Genomic DNA, 14,730 nt, shown 5'->3' with positions numbered 1-14,730 from the left:
CCTTGGAAGTTTACGTTGAATGCGCCTAGACAAGGGCTATTTGCTAGCCTACTGATTATAAGTTTTGCTTTTCATACCTTTTTACTGGTACTGGCAACAACTCACCAGCTGAATGAAAACCGCGCCAGTCAGGGCCAGCTCATGACCAGCCAGCTGGTCACGGACAGCATTTCTGAAATGGAGCCCGCGAATACCGTCTCTCTGGCGCTGCTGGCAGACCGCTATGCCACCAACCCGAGCGTGGCTTCTATCCGTATTTTAAATGCGGATAATCAAGTGCTGGCAACCGGCGGCTTAACCAAAACCCGCGCTGGCGAGGTCTTTGTCCGCGATGCGCTGCAAAATGAAAAGAAAGTCGGCACTGTGGAAATCACCTTAATTAAACCCAGCATTGGCGAAATTCTGCGGACACAGTGGCTGGCGATTCTGGCATCGCTGTTTGTTCACGGCTTGCTTTGGCTGGCTTACCGCGCGATTGCCCGTCCAAGCCGAAGCGAATATCTGGCGCGCATCAACAATGAATCCCGCCTGAAGCATGAAATTCAAACGCTGACCCAAGCGCTGGAGCAGGAAAAGCATAACGCCGCTGTCGCGATTGCGCAGGCGCAGGCGCAGCAGAATGCGCAGCACAAAGCTAAGATCAAAGAAAGCAAGCCTGCAGTGGTCGACAGCAATGATTTAGCGCTGAACATTCAGTTCTACGATCCTAAACAGCTGCTGGATACAGTCAACACGACCGTTTCTGTGCCGTATTTTAATTTATGCCAGATTTTCCTGAATAAAACGGCTGAACTGTGCGTACAGCATTACAAGCTGAACAGTTCCGACATTTGCACGGTGCATAAATTTGATGATCAGGGCGCAACCATCAGCATTGCAGCCGATACGCCAAATGCCCTGCAGTGCTTAGCCATGATCGGCGCAGTCTTCCAATTGCTGTCTGATGTGCTGTACAAACGCTACCGCGAAGAAAAACGCTTTGTGCTGCAAACCCGCAGCGCGGTATCCAGCGCAGTGGAAGCGATGCAGCTGTCATCAGTGCAAGCCGCTGAGCGCCTGGTGCAGCAGCTGTCGGCCAAAGAAAGCGCTGTGCACGTGCCTAATGAACTGCTGAAGGAAATTTCAGAACACTTCCAGCTGGTCAGCCTGCCAAATCCAACCAATGTGCTGACCCGCCATGCCTTTATGGTCAATGGCATGGACAGCGATGCGGCCGAACTGGCGCAAAGCTTCCGCACCGAAATTTTAAAATCCAAGCAGTCTAAAGCCTCTTAAATTGCGGATAAGACATAAAAAAGCCTGACACTGTTCAGGCTTTTTTTATGGAGATAAGACAGCGGAGCCCGCCTTAGACTTTGAGCATTTTTTGCTCCATCAGCAGGCGCTGCGCGCTATGTGCCTGAGCAGGATCAGTGCAGGCTGCCTTTTTCCAATGGCCGTCCGCCTGCAGCTCCCATGCATTTTGATTATCCTGCAGATAATTGATCAGGCCGTCTTTGAAAATGCTCTTTTTCAGGCGGGCATCTAGAATGGGGAAGCAGGTTTCCACGCGGGAAAATAAATTTCGGCCCATCCAGTCCGCACTGGCGCAGTACAGTTTTTTCTCGCCGCCATGCTCAAAATAGTACACGCGGGTATGCTCTAAAAAGCGCCCAACGATGGAACGCACATGGATGTTGCCCGACATGCCCTTAACTTGCGGAATCAGGCAGCAGATGGAACGGATAATCAGGTCAACTTTGACGCCGGCTTCTGAAGCGCGGTACAGCGCCGCAATCAGCTGCGGCTCCGTCAGTGCATTGGCTTTAATGATGATGCGGGCTGTTTTACCCGCCTGCGCAAATTCAATTTCCTGATCAATCAGCCGCAGCAGTTCACTGTGCAAGGTAAACGGCGCATGCAGCAAGGCTTTTAATTTGGCCATTTTACCCATGCCCGTCAGTTCCTGAAACATGCGGTGCACATCTTCACACACTTCAGGCTGTGTGGTCATTAGGCCGTAATCGGTATACATGCGCGCATTGCCGGCATGGTAATTGCCGGTACCTAAATGTACATAGCGCCTCAGCTGACCGCTTTCGCGGCGCACAATCAAAATCATTTTGGCATGGGTTTTATAGCCGACAATGCCGTACACCACGACGGCGCCCGCTTCCTGCAGAATATTCGCCACCATAATATTGGATTCTTCATCAAAGCGCGCGCGCAGCTCAATCACTGCTGTCACTTCTTTGCCGTTGCGGGCGGCCTCCGCCAGCACCTGCACAATTTCAGAATCCGGCCCGCTGCGGTACAGGGTTTGCTTCATCGCCAGCACTTTTGGATCTTTTGCGGCTTCTTTCAGCAAGCTGATCACCGGCTGGAACGAATCAAAAGGATGATGCAGCAGCACATCCTGCGCCTTTAAAATGTCAAACATGCTCTGCTGCTTGCGGAAGATCTTTGGAATAATCGGCGTGAACAGCGGATACTTCAGCTCAGGACGGTCAAAACTGGAGCTTAAGCGCGACAGATTAATCGGGCCATGAATGCGGTACAGCTCCTGTTCACTCAGATCAAACTCATCCAGCAGATACTGAATAATGCCGGCAGGGCAATCCTGTTCTATTTCCAAGCGCACTGCGCGGCCAAAACGGCGCGATGACAATTCATCCTTCAATGCCACAGCCAAGTCATCGACATCCTCGGACAGAATCAAATCTGCATTGCGGGTGACGCGGAAGGCATAACAGCCAGTCGCGCGCATGCCGGGAAATAAGTCACTGATATGCTGCTGAATAATAGCCGTTAAAAAAATTTGCGCGTCAGCACTGCCGGCAACGTCAGCAGGCAGATGAATCAGGCGCGGCAAGGAGCGCGGCGCAGGCACAATCGCCATGGCAATTTCACGGCCGAAAGCATCTTTGCCTTCCAGGCTGACAATAAAATTCAGGCTTTTATTCACCAGGCGCGGAAAAGGATGTGAAGGGTCTAAACTGATTGGCGTTAATACCGGCTGCACCTCTTTGGCAAAAAATTTGGCAATCCATGGCTTGTGCTTTTCTTCAATATCCTGATATTGAATAAATTGAATGCCTTGACTCTGCAGCGCCGGCAAAATCGCCTGATTTAAGATGCCATACTGCGTTTTGACGGACTCATGCACCGCTTGAGACAATTCCTGCAGCACAACCTCGGTAGGCAATGCATCGGGCGTGCGGGCAATTGCATTCAAATCCAGCTGCTTCATTAAGCCCGCGATGCGGATTTCAAAGAACTCATCCAGATTCCGCGCAAAAATAATCAGGAAGTTTAAGCGTTCCAATAAAGGCAGGCGGGAATCCTGCGCCTGCGCAAGCACGCGGCGGTTAAATTCAAAAAGCGATAATTCGCGGTTAAAATAAGTCTCCGATGAATGCTGAAAATTTTGCATACCCTCTCAATGCTGTTTTGCAACAGTCTGTTATAAAGCTTACGGGAAGGCATGTTAGGCAGACTTTATGACAAACATGTTACAGCTGTTCGAAACGGGCGGATTTCAGCAGGAAAGCCGTCATTTTTCTGTAATAAAAACAGCGCTAAGGCGCTTCTGATGAGGATGCATCCTGCAGGGCTTTCTGCTGCGCCCGCCCGGTTCTGCTGGCCCAATAGCTGGCCAAAGCAGGCCCTGAAATATTATGCCATAAGCTGAAAATGGCGCTGGGCACAGCCGTCACCGGTGAGGCTGCAAAATGCGCTGCCGCCAGCGCAACCCCTAAGCCGGAATTCTGCATCCCGACCTCAATGGCAACCGCTTTGCAGTCGGCATAAGGCAAATGCAACAGCCTGCTGGCCCAGAAACCCAGCAGATAGCCCAAACCGTTATGCAGCATCACCACACCCAAAATCAGCAGGCCGGATTCTAAAATCTGCGCTTTGCTGCCGGCAATAATCGCCGCCACAATCGCGACAATCCCCAATACCGAGATCAGCGGCATCACTTGGATATAAGATTCAACCTGACGCTTAAACAGGCTGCGCGCAATCAAGCCCAGCAGAATTGGAAATAGCACTACCTGCAAAATAGACAGCAGCATCGACAGCGCATTGATCTCAATCCACTGGCTGGCCAGCAGATAAAAAATCGCCGGGGTGAGCAGCGGTGCAAGAATAGTGGAAACTGACGTGCAGGCTACGGACAGCGCCGTATTGCCTCTGGCCATATAGGTAATCACATTGGATGCCGTCCCGCCCGGACAGCAGCCGACCAAAATGACGCCGACTGCAATTTCCGCAGGCAAGGCAAACAATTGGCACAGCGCATACGCCAGCCCCGGCATCACAATAAACTGCGCCGCAACACCAATCAGTACGGCTTTCGGGCTTTGCAGCACGCCTTTAAAATCTGCTGCGGTCATGGTCATGCCCATGCCGAACATGATCAGTCCCAGCACCCACGGAATATAGGCTTTCAGCCAAATGAACAGTTCTGGCATCCACAGCGCAATCCCTGAAAACAAGACCACCCAAAAGGCGAAGGTTTTCTGCATCCATTGATTAAAGCTTAAAAATGCGGCCATGCGCTCCCCCTCCTGCAGGCAGATGAAACAGGCATCCTGCAAGATACCTGCATTCATCTGTCATATTCTATTGGAACCGAAACTATACCGTTTCCTGCAAACTGACAATATCTTTTGTATAGATGCGCTTCACGCCTTGCGCCAGCATCTCTTGCCATGCATGCTGCAAAGATCCATTCAAATCAATGCCTTTGCAGGCATCCGCAATCACAAAAGACCGGAAGCCCATTTTGCAGGCATCCATCGCCGTCCACGCGACACAAAAATCGGTTGCAATGCCCGCCACAAAGACCGTATCAATCCCGCGCTCTTTCAAATAGCCGGCAAGCCCGGTAGAGGTGCGGTGATCCGCTTCCATGAATGCTGAATAACTGTCGATGCCGGCATGAAAACCCTTGCGGATCACCAGCTGCGCATGCGGCACATTCAAGTCCTGATGCAGTGCCGCATCATGTGTTCCCTGCACGCAATGCGCAGGCCATAAAACCTGCGCGCCATACGGCAGCTGAATCGTATCAAAAGGCTGATGGCCTGCATGGTTTTCGGCAAAGGAAACATGATCGGCAGGATGCCAGTCTTGGGTCAGCACCACATTGTCAAAATACTGCGCCAGCTGATTGATCGCTGGAATAATTTGGTCTGCATGGGCGACTGCTAAATTGCCGCCAGGGGTAAATCCATACTGCACATCGACAATAATCAGTGCGCTCTTGTTTTGCATAATGCTCTTTCCATTTTCTTATTCGTTGCTGACAGCTTCTCAGCATAGCTGAAAAGCCTTAAGTATTCAGGCTTCCTCGGTAAAATGGAATGACCGTTGTTCTGCTTTGCTGACTGTTCAGGGCAAATCCGGCATGTGTTCACTTGCGCATGCGTTGAGCTGCAGGTGAACCCCCGCAGACAAAAAAGCCCGCTGATGCGGGCTTTGTCAAAAATCTTTACAGCCTTGCCGCTTTTACTGCGGTACGCGGCGCACCAGCAGCAGCATAAAGATTGCAGAGATAATAATGCATGGAATCGCCGCAGAAATGACCCCCGCTGCGCCAAAGCCTGCAGCCAGCAGCTGGCCTGCAATAGCCGGCCCAAGCATCGCGCCGATACGGCCAACCGCTGAACCGACGCCGACACCCGTGCCGCGCACTTCAGTCGGGTACACAATCCCGCCAAACGCATACAGTACGCCTTGGCAGCCAATCACAAATGCGCCAACCAAAGCGGATGCCATGTACATTTGCGTTAAAGAACCTGCGCCATTTAGAGCAAATAGGCCAGCCAAGATACCGCCGTACATCAAAACAATCACGTAGGCTTTTTTCCAACGGTCCGTCAGCATGCCTAAAATGATCGTACCGATTGTTGCACTCACCATGAAGTAAAATTGCGCTGTTGCACCGTCTTTACGTGTAAAGCCAAGCTCTGTGAATAGAGATGGCAACCAGCTCAGCATGATGTATACCACCATCAGCGTGAAAAAGTAGCTTACCCAGATACAGAAAGTGCGCATGCGGTTTTCGGTATTGAACAGATCTTTGAATGAACCTTGCGGTGCCGCTTCCGCAGCAGATGTATTTGCAGCCAGCTCTTTAGCCTTCAAGTATTCTTTCGATTCAGGCAGCAGCCAAATCATCAGTGGAATCACAATAATCGGCAGCAAACCGCCCAGATAGAACACATTTTTCCAGTCCGCGCCAAAATCTGTAGTCGCAATGAGTGACAGAATGGCTGCGCCGACCGGCATGCCGCAGTACATCAAGCCCACTGCACGGCCGCGGTTTTGCGGCGTGACCGCTTCAGACGCCAGCGTAATCAGAATCGGCATAGCTGCGCCAAGCCCAGCGCCAGCGAGAAAACGTACCGCCAACAAGCTGTGGAAACTGTTGACCCATGCTGTGAATAGCGTAAATAAAGCAAACACTGCCGTAGAGCAGATCAGGACTTTCTTGCGTCCAATCCGGTCTGCTATACGGCCACCAACCAGTGCGCCAGGCAATAAGCCCAGAATCCCTGCACTAAAAAACACACCCAACTGCGATTTGTCCAAACCAAAGTCCTCACGGATACCTGCAGCGGCAATGCCGGCCGCCTGAATATCCAGGCCTTCAATGACCGCAATCAGGAAACAGATGGCTACCGTGACAATAGCGTGTTTATTGTCTGATTTTTCCATTGTAGAATCCTTGTTCAATCAGTGTTCAAATTAGAATTCCATCATCTATGAGCATGCTGTATAAAATAACTATCAATAAGTTGAACCTTTTGCTCAGGTTTCACTTTAAATAATGGATTATTAGCGTTTTTTTACAGACGCAATAAAGTCATAAAAACAATAACTGAACTCTAGATTGAAGCTGGAGTTTTAAGCGTTCATCTTTTCAAATCAGCGCTGAAATGCCAAAGCCGGCACATTAGCGGGACGATTGCTTTATATTTTAAATAGATTATTAAGGTAGTTTTTATTGATCATTTTAATGATGGAGCATTCAAAATTGGATAGCTTTCAGATCTATCTTCATCCTTTTTTCCTCTTAAAACCTGAGCAAAAAGCACGGATTTCCAGTTTTTCATCCCTTCCGCGCCATTGCAGCAGTTCACTTCAGGCAGCACGCCGCAGCTGAACCAGCTCAAATGGACTGCCTGCCGCGTTTTCTTTGATCACCCCGCCTTTGCGTAAATTTCACAGAATATCCGCTTGCTTGTTTGAAATAGGCTTTGTATAAAGAATTTTATGGCTTTGACTAAAGCATATTGTTCTTATGCTTACGATCAGTCATAATTTGCATAAGCATTATTCAGCCGCCATGAAGCGCATTGATTTTGCTATAAATCAAAATACGAACCCATCCAAATTCATGTTTCCCAAACTTCGCTTCGGATGGACAAATAGGATTTTTTTCAAAATGACTCAGCAAGCACAGACCATTCAAGGCTCAATTGTCGCAATCGTCACCCCCATGTTTGAAGATGGAAGCGTAGATTGGAAGGGTCTAGAGAAGCTGGTTGAGTGGCATATTGCCCAAGGCACCAACAGCATTGTTGCCGTCGGCACCACAGGCGAAGCATCAACGCTAAGCATGGCTGAACACACGCAAGTGATCAAAGAAATCATCCGTGTGGCCAATAAGCGCATTCCGATTATTGCCGGCACTGGCGCAAACTCTACCCATGAAGCGATTGAGCTGACCAAAGAAGCCAAAGAGCTGGGGGCGGACGCTGCCCTGCTGGTAACGCCGTACTATAACAAACCGACGCAGGAAGGCTTGTTCCAGCACTATAAAGCCATTGCTGAAGCGGCTGACATGCCGATGATTCTTTATAACGTCCCTGGCCGTACAGGCGTCGACATGGAAAACGAAACTGTGATCCGCCTGGCTGACATTGCGCAAATTGTCGGCATTAAAGACGCCACCGGCGATGTGCCGCGCGGCCAAGCCCTGATTGAAGGCTTAAAAGGCAAAGACATGACCGTGTATTCAGGCGATGATGCAACTGCTTACCAATTGATGGGCTTAGGCGCGCAGGGCAATATTTCTGTAACAGCCAATGTTGCGCCAAAAGCAATGAGCGAAGTCTGCGCCGCTGCGATTGCCGGCGATGCGGCTGGCGCTGAACTGCTGAATGCCAAAGTTGCAAATTTACACAATATTCTATTTTGCGAATCCAACCCGATTCCTGTGAAATGGGCACTTCATGACATGGGCTTAATCGGCGCAGGCATCCGCTTGCCGTTAACTCCGCTAGCAGAACAATACCGCGCACCGCTTCATGAAGCATTAGCCGATGCGGGCGTTATTCAATAAAGAGCAAAATATTATGCAATTACGTTTAGGATTAACCCTTGCGCTTTCTGTATTCAGTTTAGCCGGCTGCAGTTCCCTCGCCTTTAACAATGGCACCTTGGACTACAAAGACACAACCGAGCTTAATCCGCTGCAATATCCTGAAGGCTCCATGGTTCGTCCTGCAACGCCGCTGTATCCTGCTCCAACGGTTGATCAGCTTGCCATTGAGCATGCCCCTAAACTGGAAAATCAGAAAGGCAACCGTTTTTCCCTGCCGCGTCCTGATGAAAATCAGGAACACGCCATCTCTGATGCCGGCCAGGCCGAAGAAGCTGCTATCGGCCGCCCTCAGCTGGTCACAGACGGAAATCAGAATCCATTGCTCAAAATCGATGGGAATTCTGCTACAATTTGGCAATACACGCTTGCTACCCTCAGCAGCCTTAATCATACCGTCGTTGCTCAAAGCAAAAACCGTTACGAAGTAACTGTTAAAGTCGATCAGCAAACCTATATTTTAAAGCTTTCATCTGTGGGGTCCAGCAACAGCCTTGCTGTGTTCAATGCCGATAACAGTTTTGCAGACAAACAAACCGCTGCAGACCTGTTAACTCAGATTTACCAAAATTGGCCAGCCTAGACACTTCTAGGCATTTTTTTTGAAAAAGGTTCCCTCCATGTTAAAACAAACCTTGCTCTATACTGGTAAAGCGAAATCTGTTTATGAAACAGACAGCGCAGATCACCTCATCCTAGTCTTCCGTGACGATGCATCCGCATTCAACGGCGAGAAAATCGAACAGCTGGATCGTAAAGGTAAGGTGAACAACCGTTTTAACGCCTTTATCATGGAAAAATTGGCTGCTGCCGGCATTGAAACGCACTTTGAAAAGCTTCTGTCTCCGACTGAAGTTTTAGTCAAAAAATTGAAAATGATTCCTGTTGAATGTGTCGTGCGCAACTACGCAGCGGGTTCATTGTGCCGCCGCCTGGGTGTTGAAGAAGGCAAAGAACTGGTTCCGCCTACGTTTGAACTGTTCTTTAAAGACGACGCGCTGGGCGATCCAATGGTCAACGAATCTCAGGCGATTTCTTTAGGCTGGGCTACTGCTGAACAGCTGGCTCAAATGAAAGAGCTGACTTATAAAGTAAACGTCGTGCTTAAAGAATTATTTGCTGCTGGCGGCATGCTGCTGGTGGACTTTAAACTTGAATTCGGCGTGTTCCATGACCGTATCGTTTTAGGTGATGAATTCTCTCCAGACGGCTGCCGCCTGTGGGATAAAGACACCAAGAAAAAATTGGATAAAGACCGTTTCCGCCAAGGCTTAGGCGGTGTGGTTGAAGCATATGAAGAAGTCGCTGCCCGTATCGGCATCGATCTTTCAGACATCTAATGCATGTCTAAGCTTTAAAGCAAAAAGCCGGGCATTCAGCCCGGTTTTTTTTTGGCAGAAAACAAACTGCAGGGCTTTACCAGCCCGCCGCGCTCCAGAATGCATCTTTCAGGGACATTCTCTTTTGCCCAGCCCCTCAGCTGGGCTTTTTATTGCTGTTGCTGCTGTTCCTGCATCCAGCGGCGCTGCTGCAGGCGCTCGCCTTCCACTTCGCGTTTATTGCGCGCAGATTCATACAGTTTGGTGCCCTTGAGTTCCGGCGGCAAATATTCCTGCAGCACAAAATGCTCTGGATAATTATGCGGATACAGATAGTCCACCCCATAGCCCTGTTCTTTCATCAGTTTGGTCGGCGCATTGCGCAAATGCAGCGGTACAGGCAAATTCGCAGTCTTTTCCGCAAGGCTCATGGCCTGATTGATGGCTAAATAGGTGCTGTTGCTTTTGGCGCTGGTGGCTAAATACACGGCGCACTGCCCAAGGATAATCCGCGCTTCAGGCATGCCCAGAGCCTGCACAGAGCGGAAGCATTCTCCCGCCAGCAGCAGCGCATTCGGGTTGGAATTGCCGATATCTTCAGAAGACAAGATCAGCATGCGCCGCGCAATAAATACCGGGTCTTCCCCGCCTTTCAGCATGCGCGCGAGCCAATACAAGGCAGCATCAGGATCACTGCCGCGGATGGACTTGATCATGGCGGAAACCAAATCATAGTGCTGTTCGCCAGACTTGTCATAACGGGCAATATTCTGCTGCGCGACTTTCACCACCACCGCATTGGTGATGATGTTTTCCTCATCCGGTTCGAAGGTGCTGGCGATTAAATCCAGCAAATTAAGCGCCTTGCGCGCGTCTCCAGCGGCAAACTGCACCAGCGCTTCAAATTCTTCAATTTGGATATAACGCGCTTTGAGAAAACTGTCTGTACGCAGCGCATGCGACAGCAGGGTTTGAATGGATTCGGCGTCCAGCGCATTCAGGGTATACACTTGGCAGCGCGACAGCAATGCGCTATTGACTTCAAAAGACGGATTTTCTGTTGTTGCGCCAATCAGCGTTATCTTGCCTTTTTCGACCGCATTCAGCAGCGCATCCTGCTGTGATTTGTTAAAACGGTGAATCTCATCAATAAACACCACAGGGGGCAATAAGTCACCGCCATCCGCAATCACTTCACGCAGTTCCTTGACCCCCGTATTCAGCGCCGATAAGCTGACAAATGGCCGGTCGACCGCCTGCGCCAGCAGCAGCGCGACGGTGGTTTTCCCAACGCCTGGCGGCCCCCAGAAAATAATGGACGGCAAATGCCCCTGATCAATCATCTGGCGCAGCGGCGCCTGATCTCCCAGCAAGTGATCCTGTCCAATAATTTCGGAAAGGTCTCGGGGTCTAATACGTTCGGGTAGCGGAATATTGCTGTCTGACATCTTCTGATTTCACGGCTGCTAAAAACACGTCGGAAACCATTCTAACACCAGGATTTTAAATCCATGAGCATTATTCATGCAGCCTCCGCCTATATGCTGAAAATTACTCATTGATGAGTTAGTCGAAATGCTCTATGCAAAGCCGAATAAATATGTTTAATTCATTGAGCATTATTAAAATATTTTTATCAAAGAATCAATTTTCCACACTATAAAATGTGATTAATGTCATAATTTGAAACGCAATCATTAAATGGTGGACGTAATGAAGTCGTCATTGAAAAGCAAAGCGCATGCATCCAGGCCGATTAAATCAGAAATTGCAGCCCAATTTCAGCCTCCTGCTATGTTTACAATGCCGGCACTCACCAATCCACCGCCCCATTCTTTCATGGATGATCTGCATTTGCCGATTTGGATCAAAACGCAGCACAGCTTCCCCTATTTCAACAGCGCAATGGCGCAATTTATGGGCCTTGAACAAAAACCGGTTAATGACGAACAGTGGCTTCAGTACATCCATCCTGAAGACTTAGAACACTTGATTATCCTTTGGCGCACAGCCACTTTGACCTCCAAAAGCTTTCATAAAGACTGCCGCGTTAAACACGCTAAACTGGGTTACCGCATGTGCAGCCTGCAGATTAATTTTCCCGCGGCCGAACAGCCCTTATATCAATGGCTGCTCAGCATCACCGACATCCATGAAGAATATGAAAAGCAGCTGCTGCTCAGCCAGCAGATTTTCCGGCAAAATAAAATGCTGGATGCCAGCGTAGACTGCATTAAAATCTTAACGCCAGATGGCAAAGTGATGCATATGAACCGCTCAGGCTGTTTAGCGCTGGGAATCTCCGCCGATGAAAAAAAATTCGGCATGCCTTGGCTGAATTTATTGCCCGGCGATGTCCGGACAGCGGGTGAAAAGGCCCTGCATTTGGCGGCCTCAGGGCAAAATGCGCGCTTTGCAGCCAAAAGCCTGACGTCTGGGCAGGAAGTGCAGCATTGGGATCATATTTTAACGCCCATCATCGATGAAAACGGGGCTACGCAGCAGATTTTGTGCGTATCCCGGAATATCAGCCCGCAAATGATAGCCGAAGAAAAATTGCAGCACGTCATTGAAGAAGATCAATTAACTGGCCTGCTGAACCGCCGGGCATTCAATAAATTATTCAAAATGACCTTGCAGGATGCGCAAAACCGCCAGCAGCAAGTCGGCCTGCTGCTCATCGATTTGGATTATTTCAAGCACGTCAATGACACGCTGGGACATACTGCAGGCGACCACCTGCTGGTGACTTTAGGACAGCGCTTCCAGAACTGTTTTGATGAGCAGATTACCGTAGCGCGTTTAGGCGGTGATGAATTTGCGATTTTAGTGCCTCATCTGAAAAGCCAGGAGCAGCTGCTGAGCATCGCGCATCAGGCCTGGATGCAAATGGAGTTGCCGATCAGCTATACAGGGCAATCCATTAATGGCGGCATGAGTATCGGCTGCTCAATTTATCCGGGCAATGCGCAAAATGCGTCAAATTTATTGAAATGTGCGGACATTGCCTTAAACGATTTAAAGTCCAGCGGCCGCGGCGGCATCCGCATGTTTACTCAATCCATGTTTGAAGCGCTGAAAGTGACCACCAAACAGCTGACCTTAGCCCGCAGCATTTTAAAATTAGACAGCATTGAGCCATATTATCAGCCGAAAGTGCTGCTGCAGGATGGCCGCGTCATTGGATTTGAAGCGCTGCTGCGCTGGCATGACCAGGAAGGGCAATTACAGCTGCCTTGCAATATTTTCGCCGCTTTTCATGATTATGAACTCGCCTCTGGCATCAGCGACACCATGCACCGCAAAATTTTTAAAGATATTCGGCAATGGATGGCGGATGGAATGGAGGTGATGCCAATCTCTATTAATGCCGCCCCTGTTGAATTCTTGCGAGATGACTATGCTGAAAAACTGCTGAAGCGCATGCATGCATATGGCATTCCGCACCATCTGATTGAAGTTGAAATTACCGAACAAAGCCTCTCCGAGCACGGCGCCGACTATGTGATCCGCGCGCTGAACCTGCTGAAAGCAGCCGGTATTCAAATTTCTCTGGACGATTTTGGCACAGGGCATTCCTCATTAACCCGCTTAAGGGACTACCCGATTGACTGCATTAAAATTGATAAAAATTTTGTCGAACGCATGACCAATGACCAGTCTGCTTTGGCCATCGTTAAAACCATCAGCCAGCTGGGCAGCAGCATCGCGCTGGACATTTTAGTTGAAGGCATCGAAACAACTGAGCAGCTGGAAATTTTAAAATCCTGCAATTGCCTTAAAGGGCAAGGTTTTTATTTTTATATGCCAATGAACCATTCAGATGCGGAACAGCTGCTGCCGCGGCTGTAACGCCGTCTTTTTCCCATGCAAGACCGCAATGAACTGGAGAGCGGATTTTATCCATGTATTTAATCAGCGCCTGTTTAGCCGGACAGCCTGTCCGCTATGACGGCAAAGCCTATGAGCATGCTGCCATCCAAAAGCTGATCCGCCAGAAATTAGCCATCACCGCCTGCCCCGAAATGCTCGGCGGGCTTGCCTGCCCGCGGGCAGCGGCAGAAATTTCAGGCGGGACTGCACAGGATGTTTTGGCAGGCCATGCGCAGGTCTTGACTGGGGATGGCGCAGATGTGACGGCCGCTTTTATTTCAGGCGCCTATAAAACACTGGCATTGGCACAAAAACACCATGTTCAAATGGCGGTTCTTAAAGAAAATAGTCCGTCCTGCGGATGCAACTTGATTTACGACGGCAGCTTCAGCAGCAGAAAGATAGCCGGTTCAGGCATTACAGCGGCCTTGCTGCAGCTGCATGGCTTTCAGGTCATCTCTGAACTGGAGTTCTTTGAATATTTAAATCAGCGCAGCGCTCATTTCAAATAATGTTGCGGCCTGCATTGCAAATGCATTCCCGGTCAGGACAAAAAAGCATCATTGAGACCTTCAAACCGCAGTGCATGCTTAGCGCACCCAGCGCACGATATAGTCGTCAATTTCATCTTCGTCCACCTCTTTTTCGCTGATGCAGCGCCCCGCCGCTGATTTTCTCGCTTGAATAATGCTGTCACGGCTGCCGGTGTTTAAATAATGCCATGCAGGCAAACTTTTGCCTTCATTCAGCCGGCGGTAGGCGCAGCTTGCCGGCAGCCAGTAAATTTTCTGCAGCCTTTCAGGGGTCAGCTGAATACAGTCGGGCACAAACTGCAGGCGGTCAGCATAATTTGAACAATGCCCTGTGGCGCAGTCCAGCAATTGGCAAGCCACTTTGGTATACGCGACTTCCTGTGTTTCTTCATCTTCCAGCTTGATTAGACAGCACTTGCCGCAGCCATCGCATAGCGCTTCCCATTCGGCATGGGTCAGCTCAGATAAAGCGTAATTTTTCCAAAATTGCGGGCGAATGGCATCCGTCATGGTCTAAAATTCAGTTTAGGTCATCGGCGCAATTATAACAGCCTCCTCTCACTTTGGATTGCGGCTGTGCAATAGATACTTTTCAATCAGCCGTCACAATCTATTCAAAAGTTCCCAACAA

At 49.6% G+C, this 14,730-nt stretch carries 12 protein-coding genes; 6 read left to right on the top strand and 6 right to left on the bottom strand.

What is annotated here, in order from left to right; translation table 11 throughout:
* The first annotated feature begins 15 nt into the window (after positions 1–15).
* Positions 16–1,275 (top strand): hypothetical protein, encoded by a 1,260-nt coding sequence (locus tag JZ784_RS09585; RefSeq protein WP_346315035.1) that lies wholly within the window; start codon positions 16–18, stop codon positions 1,273–1,275.
* Between the two features lie 73 nt (positions 1,276–1,348).
* Here JZ784_RS09585 and ppk1 read toward each other — a convergent pair whose 3' ends face one another.
* The 4 genes from ppk1 to mhpT all read right to left on the bottom strand — a co-directional run bounded on the left by ppk1 (position 1,349) and on the right by mhpT (position 6,705).
* The gene (ppk1, locus tag JZ784_RS09580; protein WP_346314721.1) at positions 1,349–3,412 is read right to left on the bottom strand and encodes a polyphosphate kinase 1; all 2,064 of its coding nucleotides are present in this window, start codon (positions 3,410–3,412) and stop codon (positions 1,349–1,351) included.
* A 145-nt stretch (positions 3,413–3,557) separates the two neighbouring features.
* Positions 3,558–4,538 carry a bile acid:sodium symporter family protein gene (locus tag JZ784_RS09575; RefSeq protein WP_346315034.1) on the bottom strand — a complete coding sequence of 327 codons (981 nt, stop codon included), beginning with the start codon at positions 4,536–4,538 and terminating at the stop codon, positions 3,558–3,560.
* Positions 4,539–4,620: 82 nt separating this feature from the next.
* The gene (pncA, locus tag JZ784_RS09570; RefSeq protein WP_346314720.1) at positions 4,621–5,259 is read right to left on the bottom strand and encodes a bifunctional nicotinamidase/pyrazinamidase; all 639 of its coding nucleotides are present in this window, start codon (positions 5,257–5,259) and stop codon (positions 4,621–4,623) included.
* A gap of 234 nt (positions 5,260–5,493) precedes the next feature.
* Positions 5,494–6,705 (bottom strand): 3-(3-hydroxy-phenyl)propionate transporter MhpT, encoded by a 1,212-nt coding sequence (mhpT, locus tag JZ784_RS09565; RefSeq protein ID WP_346314719.1) that lies wholly within the window; start codon positions 6,703–6,705, stop codon positions 5,494–5,496.
* A gap of 730 nt (positions 6,706–7,435) precedes the next feature.
* Between mhpT and dapA the strand changes: the two genes are divergently transcribed.
* The 3 genes from dapA to purC are packed head-to-tail and all read left to right on the top strand — an operon-like array spanning position 7,436 to position 9,714.
* Entirely contained in the window at positions 7,436–8,335 is a 900-nt protein-coding gene (gene dapA, locus JZ784_RS09560; protein WP_005006616.1) for a 4-hydroxy-tetrahydrodipicolinate synthase, read from the top strand.
* Between the two features lie 13 nt (positions 8,336–8,348).
* Complete coding sequence (locus JZ784_RS09555) at positions 8,349–8,957, top strand: lipoprotein-34 precursor (NlpB) (protein WP_346314718.1); 609 nt, start codon at positions 8,349–8,351, stop codon at positions 8,955–8,957.
* A 37-nt stretch (positions 8,958–8,994) separates the two neighbouring features.
* Entirely contained in the window at positions 8,995–9,714 is a 720-nt protein-coding gene (gene purC / locus JZ784_RS09550) for a phosphoribosylaminoimidazolesuccinocarboxamide synthase (protein WP_005006614.1), read from the top strand.
* Positions 9,715–9,863: 149 nt separating this feature from the next.
* On the opposite strand, the gene JZ784_RS09545 is transcribed toward purC, so the two are convergent.
* A complete protein-coding gene (locus tag JZ784_RS09545) occupies positions 9,864–11,141 on the bottom strand; it encodes a replication-associated recombination protein A (RefSeq protein WP_005006612.1) in 1,278 nt (425 codons plus the stop codon).
* 265 nt (positions 11,142–11,406) lie between these two features.
* On the opposite strand from JZ784_RS09545, the gene JZ784_RS09540 reads away from it, so the two are divergent.
* Complete coding sequence (locus JZ784_RS09540; RefSeq protein WP_346314717.1) at positions 11,407–13,545, top strand: EAL domain-containing protein; 2,139 nt, start codon at positions 11,407–11,409, stop codon at positions 13,543–13,545.
* A gap of 53 nt (positions 13,546–13,598) precedes the next feature.
* The gene (locus JZ784_RS09535; protein WP_005006606.1) at positions 13,599–14,078 is read left to right on the top strand and encodes a DUF523 domain-containing protein; all 480 of its coding nucleotides are present in this window, start codon (positions 13,599–13,601) and stop codon (positions 14,076–14,078) included.
* 78 nt (positions 14,079–14,156) lie between these two features.
* Here the strand turns inward: JZ784_RS09535 and JZ784_RS09530 are convergent, their stop codons facing one another.
* Positions 14,157–14,609 carry a YcgN family cysteine cluster protein gene (locus JZ784_RS09530; RefSeq protein WP_005006604.1) on the bottom strand — a complete coding sequence of 151 codons (453 nt, stop codon included), beginning with the start codon at positions 14,607–14,609 and terminating at the stop codon, positions 14,157–14,159.
* Positions 14,610–14,730 lie beyond the last annotated feature (121 nt).

The sequence above is a fragment of the Acinetobacter sp. CWB-B33 genome (assembly GCF_039655955.1).
Classification (GTDB): Bacteria; Pseudomonadota; Gammaproteobacteria; order Pseudomonadales; family Moraxellaceae; genus Acinetobacter; species Acinetobacter bouvetii.
Note: the sequence above shows the minus strand (reverse complement) of the source record. Positions and strands in the feature narration are given on the sequence as shown.